3 protein-coding genes are annotated in these 4,026 nt (G+C 61.5%); all 3 read left to right on the forward strand.

Annotated elements, in window-relative coordinates; genetic code table 11:
* Window positions 1-1,350: glutamine synthetase family protein (locus tag ACR0AW_RS21135; RefSeq protein ID WP_480439638.1), on the forward strand; the 1,350-nt coding region annotated here is incomplete at its 5' end.
* 128 nt (window positions 1,351-1,478) lie between these two features.
* Entirely contained in the window at window positions 1,479-2,861 is a 1,383-nt protein-coding gene (locus ACR0AW_RS21140) for an aldehyde dehydrogenase family protein (protein ID WP_170734257.1), read from the forward strand.
* A gap of 67 nt (window positions 2,862-2,928) precedes the next feature.
* Window positions 2,929-4,026: iron-containing alcohol dehydrogenase (locus ACR0AW_RS21145; RefSeq protein WP_170734256.1), on the forward strand; the 1,098-nt coding region annotated here is incomplete at its 3' end.

Consider the following 4,026-nt stretch of genomic DNA (forward strand, 5'->3'; position numbering starts at 1 on the left):
CTGACATTTGAGCATTTGAAGGCTGAGGTTTCGTCTGGCGAGATTGATACGGTATTGGTTTGTCTGGTTGACCTTCAGGGCCGTTTGATGGGGAAACGGTTTCATGCGGGTCATTTTGTTGCGGGAGCGTGGGAAGAGACGCATTGCTGCAACTATCTGCTGGCGACGGATCTCGAGATGGGGACGCCGGATGGGTATGCGTCGACCAGTTGGGAGCGGGGCTATGGCGATTATGTGATGAAGCCGGATCTGAGCACGCTGCGTCTGGTGCCGTGGCTGGAAGGCACGGCGATGGTGATGTGCGATGTGCTGGATCATCACACGCATGAAGAAGTGCCACACGCGCCGCGCTCGATCCTGAAACGTCAGGTGAACCGGCTGAAGGCGATGGGCTATGACGCGATGTGCGCCACCGAGCTGGAGTTTTTCCTGTTCGAGAAAAGCTTTGATCAGATCCGCAAGGAAGGCTTTCGCGACCTTGAGCCGATCTCGGGGTACAACGAAGACTATCACATCCTTCAGACCACTAAGGAAGAGCATGTGATGCGCCCGATCCGCAACCATCTGTGGGATGCGGGGATACCGGTCGAGAACACGAAAGGTGAGGCCGAGACCGGGCAGGAAGAGCTGAACATCAAATATGCGCCTGCGATGGAGACGGCCGAGTATCACTCGATCGCCAAGAACGCGGTGAAAGAGATTGCCTGGCAGCATGGGCATGCCGCGACCTTCCTGCCGAAATGGCATCATGAGAAAGTGGGCAGTTCCAGCCACGTGCATCAGTCGCTCTGGTCCGAGGGGCGGCCGATCTTTTTCGACGAAAAAGATCCGCTCGGCATGTCGGATGTGATGAAAAGCTACATGGCGGGTCTTTTGAAATACGCCGCCGATTACACCTGTTTCATGGCGCCCTACATCAACAGCTACAAGCGGTTCATGAAGGGGACCTTTGCGCCGACGCGGATCATCTGGTCGGTGGACAACCGCACCGCCGGGTTCCGTCTGTGCGGTGACGGCACCAAGGCGGTGCGGGTGGAATGCCGTATCCCGGGCTCGGATATGAACCCCTATCTGGCGATGGCTGGGATGCTGGCGGCGGGGATCGCTGGGATCGAAGAAGGGCTGGAGTTGCAGCCGCCGACCACGGGCGACGTCTATCAGGGAGAGACGGGGATGATCCCGGGCAATCTGCGCGCGGCGCGAGATGCGCTGCATGGCTCGGCGATGTTGCGGGCTGCAATGGGAGATGACGTTGTCGATCACTATGCGCGCGCGGCCGAGGTTGAGATCGAAGAGTTTGAGCGCGTGGTGACCGATTGGGAAATTGCCCGCGGGTTCGAGCGGGCTTGAGAGGGTGAAAGCGAGGGGCCAGCCCCGCCGCCATTGGCGCTCGAACCAATGGCGCACCAATGGCGGCCCCCGAGATATTTATGGCCAGATGAAGCAGGGATCCTGCTCTCTTTAGAGATGGAGTGACTATGGGGCAGATGTTGCAATGTGTCTCGCCGATTGATGGGTCGGTTTTTGCCGAGCGCGAGGTGTTGTCGCGGGAGGCCGCGTTTGAGGTTGCGGGCCGGGCGCGGGCCGCACAGGCGGCTTGGGCGGCGCGGCCCTTGCGGGAACGCATTGATCTTGTGATGGCGGGTGTGGCTGCTGTCGGCGCGATGAATGAGGAAATCGTGCCCGAGTTGGCGCATATGATGGGTCGCCCGGTGCGCTATGGCGGTGAGTTCGGCGGCTTCAACGAGCGCGCAAGCCATATGGCCGGGATTGCCGAAAGCGCATTGGCTGATATCGCGGTGGGTGAGGATGAGACATTCAAGCGCTATATCAAGCGTATCCCGCATGGGGTGGTGTTTGTGGTGGCGCCGTGGAACTACCCCTACATGACGGCGATCAACACGGTGGCCCCGGCGCTGATCGCGGGTAATACGGTGATCCTGAAACACGCCACGCAGACCCTGCTGGTGGGCGAGCGTATGGCGCAGGCCTTCCATGCAGCGGGTGTGCCCGAAGACGTGTTCCAGAATGTCTTTCTGAGCCATGACGTGACCAACGATCTGATCGCGGGCAATGCGTTCGACTTCGTGAACTTCACCGGCTCGGTCGGCGGCGGCCAGGCGATGGAGCGCGCGGCGGCGGGCACCTTTACCGGCGTCGGGACTGAGTTGGGCGGCAAGGATCCGGGTTATGTGATGGACGATGCCGATCTGGAGGCGGCGGTTGAGACGCTGATCGACGGGGCAATGTTCAACGCGGGCCAGTGCTGCTGCGGGATCGAGCGGATTTATGTGCATGAAAGCCTGTATGACGACTTCGTCGCCAGGGCGGTGGAGATCGTGAAGGGCTATAAGCTGGGCAATCCGCTGGACGCTGAGACCACCATTGGCCCGATGGCCAATGTGCGCTTTGCCGATGAGGTACGGGCGCAGATTGCCGAGGCGGTCGAGGCTGGTGCGGTGGCCCATATCGACATCTTCCCCGAGGATGATGGCGGCGCATATCTGACGCCGCAGATCCTGACCAATGTCACCCATGACATGCGGGTGATGCGGGATGAAAGCTTTGGCCCGGTAGTGGGCATCATGAAAGTGTCCACGGATGATGAGGCCATCCGGCTGATGAATGACAGCGCGTTTGGCCTGACAGCGAGCCTCTGGACCCGCGATCTGGATCGCGCGGCCCGCGTGGGCGACCAGATTGAGACGGGCACCGTCTTCATGAACCGCGCCGATTATCTGGATCCCGGCCTGTGCTGGACCGGCTGCAAGAATACCGGGCGCGGCGGCGGTCTCTCGGTCATTGGCTATCACAACCTGACACGTCCCAAATCCTATCACCTGAAAAAGGTCACGGGCTAAGGACGCCGGCCTGCCTCGGAATGACCCCCTCGCCGGGGCAGGCCTTTTGACACGAAGGAAAGCAAACATGTCACTTGTTGGAAACTGGTCTTATCCAACCGCAATCAAATTCGGGGCCGGGCGGATCAATGAATTACCCGAAGCCTGTGCTGCGGCCGGCATGAAGAAGCCGCTGCTGGTCACCGACAAGGGGCTGGCCGACCTGGCGATCACCACCGCGACGCTGGATATCATGGAGACCGCCGGTCTGGGCCGGGGTCTGTTCGCGGATGTGGACCCGAACCCCAATGAACAGAACCTCGAGGCCGGTGTTGCGGCCTATAACGCGGGCGGCCATGACGGGGTGATCGCTTTTGGCGGCGGCTCGGGGCTGGATCTGGGCAAGATGGTCGCCTTCATGTGTGGTCAGACGCGCCCGGTCTGGGACTTTGAGGACATCGGCGATTGGTGGACCCGAGCGGATGCCGATGCCATCGCGCCGATCATCGCCGTCCCCACAACTGCCGGGACCGGGTCCGAAGTGGGGCGCGCCAGCGTCATCACCAATTCTGAAACCCACGCCAAGAAGATCATCTTCCATCCCAAGGTGCTGCCGACCGTGGTGATCTGCGACCCCGAGCTGACGGTGGGCATGCCCAAGTTCATCACCGCAGGCACCGGTCTGGATGCGTTCGCGCATTGTGTCGAGGCGTTCAGCAGCCCGCATTACCACCCGATGTCTCAGGGCATCGCGCTGGAAGGGATGCGGCTGGTCAAGGACTACCTGCCACGTGCCTATGCGGACGGCACCGACATCGAAGCCCGCGCCCAGATGATGAGCGCGGCGGCGATGGGGGCCACCGCCTTCCAGAAAGGCCTAGGCGCCATCCACGCCATGAGCCACCCCGTCGGCGCGGTGTTCAACACCCACCACGGCACCACCAACGCGGTCTGCATGCCCGCCGTGCTCGAGTTCAACGCGCCAGTCATCGCCGACCGCTTCCAGCAAGCCGCCGCCTATCTGGGCATCGACGGCGGCTTCGACGGCTTCCGCAGCTTCGTGCAAGAGTTCAACGACAGCCTCGCCATCCCCCGCAATCTCTCCGACCTCGGCGTCACCAAAGCCGCCATCCCCGAACTGGTCCAAGGCGCAATCATCGACCCCTCATGCGGAGGGAATCCGATC

Source organism: Ruegeria sp. C5, from assembly GCF_056537605.1.

What these genes read in the sequence shown, in the direction of transcription:
- ACR0AW_RS21140 (WP_170734257.1), top strand. Translation starts at nt 1,479, where the DNA reads ATGGGGCAGATGTTGCAATGTGTCTCGCCGATTGATGGGTCGGTTTTT.